Annotated in this window: 3 protein-coding genes and 2 pseudogenes; 3 read left to right on the forward strand and 2 right to left on the reverse strand. The window is 59.1% G+C overall.

The genetic code is table 11. The features are described 5' to 3' along the window. Positions 1-115 precede the first annotated feature (115 nt). The gene (locus FEM54_RS27205; RefSeq protein ID WP_138453720.1) at positions 116-1,132 is read left to right on the forward strand and encodes a hypothetical protein; all 1,017 of its coding nucleotides are present in this window, start codon (positions 116-118) and stop codon (positions 1,130-1,132) included. A 127-nt stretch (positions 1,133-1,259) separates the two neighbouring features. Continuing rightward, positions 1,260-2,693, forward strand: a complete 1,434-nt coding sequence (locus FEM54_RS27210) for an ArnT family glycosyltransferase (protein WP_138453721.1) — start codon at positions 1,260-1,262, stop codon at positions 2,691-2,693. Positions 2,694-2,708: 15 nt separating this feature from the next. Here the strand turns inward: FEM54_RS27210 and FEM54_RS27215 are convergent, their stop codons facing one another. Then, positions 2,709-3,197 carry a TIGR00645 family protein gene (locus tag FEM54_RS27215; protein WP_017139291.1) on the reverse strand — a complete coding sequence of 163 codons (489 nt, stop codon included), beginning with the start codon at positions 3,195-3,197 and terminating at the stop codon, positions 2,709-2,711. A gap of 162 nt (positions 3,198-3,359) precedes the next feature. Here FEM54_RS27215 and FEM54_RS27220 point away from each other — a divergent pair. Next, a pseudogene (locus tag FEM54_RS27220) lies at positions 3,360-3,617 on the forward strand (hypothetical protein); the annotation flags it as partial. Here the strand turns inward: FEM54_RS27220 and FEM54_RS35160 are convergent. Further along, positions 3,531-3,738: pseudogene (locus FEM54_RS35160) on the reverse strand (L-serine ammonia-lyase, iron-sulfur-dependent, subunit alpha); the annotation flags it as partial. The pseudogenes FEM54_RS27220 and FEM54_RS35160 overlap by 87 nt on opposite strands.

A 3,738-nucleotide genomic window follows, 5' to 3' on the forward strand; every position in this document is an offset into this window, starting at 1 on the left:
AAAACCGAGAGTTACCTTATCTACAAAGAAGGTGTTTGAATCGCCCCAGGTTTCGTAGACACCTCATTCCCATTACCCTGACGACCTTTATCAGACAACCGGAAGTCAGATACCCGTGCTCAAGCCCCTCGCCGTCATCGCCCTCGCCTTCACGCCCTTCCTCGCCAACGCCGCCGACCTCGCGGGCGTGTGGCAGGGCACGCTGGGTAAATCCGCCATCACCGCCTGTTTCAACGGCGCCGACGGCGAACAGGGCAGTTACTACTACCAGCGCATTCTCACACCGATCCAACTGACCCAGGCCAGCGACAACGCACCGTGGGTGGAAGCCGGCAATACCGGGCTGTGGAAGCTGGACAAACCCCAGGGCGATGCGCTCGCGGGCGCCTGGAGCAAAACCAAGGACGCCAAATCGCTGCCACTGGCCTTGAAACGCATCAGCACCGACGGCTGCGGCAGCGACGCCTACAACGCGCCCATGGAAGCCGCGCCGCTGCCGGTGAAGACCGAGAAAAAAAGCTTCGAAAACCACGCTTATTTGCTCAAGGCCCAAGGCGCACAGGTCACGATCAAGCTCGAAGGCGACAGCCCGGCGATTCAGAAGATCAACCAGCAACTCGCCGCCCTGGCCGTCAGCGATGAGGCGCAGGCGGACTATTTCCAGGAGCGTCGTGAGTACCTCGGGCGAAACGGCTCGGGCTACACCAGCGAAATCGACGTCGAGCCTACGTATTGGTCATCGCAATTCATCACCGTAAAGTTCTATCGCTGGGCGGCGGGCACTGGCGCGCGGGGCATCAGTTGGGGGCTGCACTCCTGGAACCTGCAAACCGGCGAACGTGTTGACCCGTGGACCTGGCTCGGTGGCCAACAACAAGGGTATGACGTCTACTCCGGGCACGTGAAGTTGCCTGCCACCTTCAGCGCCTGGCTGGCCAAACAAACCACCACCGACGAGGGCTGCCCGGCAATCACCAGTTACGACCTGAGCTTCAACACTCAAGGCCTGCAACTCTCCACGCGCGCCACGGGCGACGGCTGCGACAATGAGTTGAGCTTCACCTGGGCGCAATTGGAACCGGTACTCACCGAGCCAGGCAAAGCGGCGCTGCCCAGCTTGAAACTGCCTTGAATACGGGGCTGAGCGAGCCGTACAAAAACCCCACACTCGTTCACGAAATGTTAAGAAACGGATACATATACTGACCGATTAACATGGCCGCTCCCCCGAGCGGTCCCCTGCTTCGGTAGCCAGAACCATGACGCGTCCCGTTCCTCTGCTGCTCCTTCTCGTTGCTGTGTTGTTCTTCTTCGCCCTTGGCAGCCATGAGCTGCAAGGCTCCACCGAAGCCCGCGTCGCCGGGATCGCCATGGCCATGCACCTGGACAATGACTGGGTGATCCCGCGCCTGTTCCGTGAACCCTTCCTGGAGAAACCACCCCTGAGCCTGTGGCTGGATGCTGGCGCCATTCGCCTGTTTGGCGGCACCAGTTGGGCGGTGCGCCTGGCGTCGGCGTTCGCCGGGTTGTTCAGTGTGATGCTGTTTTACGCGATGCTGCGCAAGTTCGGGCGGCCGCAAACCCTGGCGTTCTGCGCCGCGCTGATCCTGGCGACCATGGCCAGTTACTGGGGCAATGTGCGCGGCGTGGGTGAGGACTCATTGCTCAGCCTCGGCGTGACCACAGCGCTGCTGGGGTTCTACCAGGCCGTGCGGACTGATCGCGAAGGCTCAAGTGGTTGGGCCTGGGCGATGTTTACCGTCGGCATGGTCATCGCCACGTTGAGCAAAGGCGTGCTGGGCCTGGCGATGCCGGGCATTGTGATTTTTGTGTATTTGCTCAGCACCAGCCTGATGGATAAACGCCTGCGCATCGGCGACTGGCTCAAGCCGGCGTTGTTCACGCTGCTGGCGCTGGTGCCGCTGTTGATCTGGCTGGGCTTCCTGTTCCAGCGCGGCGGTATGCAGGCGGTGGCTGAAGTGCTGTGGACCAACAGCGTAGGACGCTTCAGCGGCTCCTTCGTCGAGGCCGGGCATTACGAACCGATCTACTACTACATCGCCAAGCTGCCCGAAGCCTTTTTGCCGTGGAATATCCTGGTGTACCTGGGCCTGTGGCACTTTCGCAAAAGCCTGGTGCGCAACCGCTACCGCCTGTTTTTCAGCGTGTGGCTGGTGGCGCAGTTCACCCTGCTGACCCTGGCGTCGAGTAAACGCACGGTTTATTTGATGGCCCTCACGCCAGCCGCCGCCGTGCTGGCCGCGGAATATGCCGGGGTGTTGCTGGAATGGCTTAAAGCCCACAAACCTGCGATTTACCGCTACCACCGGCGTGTGATCGTCGGTGCTTTTACCCTGGCCATCCTCAGCTATATGAGCGCCGCGTTCTGGTTCGCGCCAAAGGCCGACAAACGCGAGTCGTTCGTGCCGGTGATCAGCCAGGCCAAAGCCTTTCAAACCGAAGGCAAGGACGTGGTGCTGTTCCAGCCTAACGAGCGTATCGCCGGGGCCAGCGTGTTCTATCTGCAGGCGTACTTGCCGATCCTGCAGACCGAAGCCGAGTTGCGCAGCTTCCTCATCGCCAAGCCCGGCAACATTGCGTTGCTGGACCGCACCGAACAGTTGAGCGAGAAGGTCAACGTGATCAAGGAAATGAAGATCGGCCGCCAGCCTTACTACTTTGTGACGCAGTAAGGCTAACGCGGGGCATCAGTGCTTGGTGAGCTTGTCCAGGTAACCCATGGCAAACGCCGAGACCACGAAGGTCATGTGGATGATCACGTACCACATCAAATGCTGCGGATCGACGTTCTTGGCGTCCATGAAGATGCGCAGCAGGTGGATGGACGAAATCGCCACGATGGAAGCCGCCACTTTCATCTTCAGCGACGAAGAGTCCATGGTGCCCAGCCAGTTGAGCTTTTCTTTGTTCTCATCGATATCCAGCTGCGAGACGAAGTTCTCGTAGCCGGAAATCATCACCATCACCAGCAAACCGCCGACCAGCGCCATGTCGATCAACGACAGCAGCAACAGGATCACTTCCGATTCCAACATGGTGAAGATGTTGGGCAGGACGTGGATGATTTCCTGGAAAAACTTCAGCGCCAGGATCAGCAGACCCAACGAAAGCCCCAGGTAAATCGGCGCCAACAGCCAGCGCGAGGCGTACATCGTATTTTCGATAAAGCGTTCCATCAGATCTCACACAGCCAGGCTAAAAATGGCCGCGAGTATACCAGCCGCCTCCAAACAGCTGGAACCACGAGAAAACTGATCTGTACGGCATCTGTAAGAGAATTTTTCTGCTAGTGTCGAGTCCTCTCACTCGGCTCGATGATGTCGGACAGGAAGATTCAGATGACGGATGTGCGATCCCCTTTGGCCACCCTTGGCCTGTGTGCGGTGTTGCTGATGGCTGGTGGCTGCTCCCCGAAAGAAGAGCAGAAGCAGGCCACTCTCGAAGAGAAAACCGCAAAGTTCGAACAATCGCTGGACAGCATTCAAGACCCCAAACTCAGAGATGCCATCGCCGACCTCGGCGGCTCCCTGCTGTTGCTGGAACGGGCGCGCGTCAAGCTCGCCAACAAGCCCATCGAAGCCGAATACGGTGCCGACTTCGGCACCGGAGATCGAAGCGTTCTTCTTGCAGAGAATGCCCACGGCAGCGGCTGCCAGGAAGAAATTGACCACATCGTCATCCGACGCATCGGCGTTGAACTTCATGTAGTAATGCAGC

Origin of the sequence: Pseudomonas edaphica (assembly GCF_005863185.1) — a bacterium.
In the GTDB taxonomy this organism is placed as follows: Bacteria; Pseudomonadota; Gammaproteobacteria; order Pseudomonadales; family Pseudomonadaceae; genus Aquipseudomonas; species Aquipseudomonas edaphica.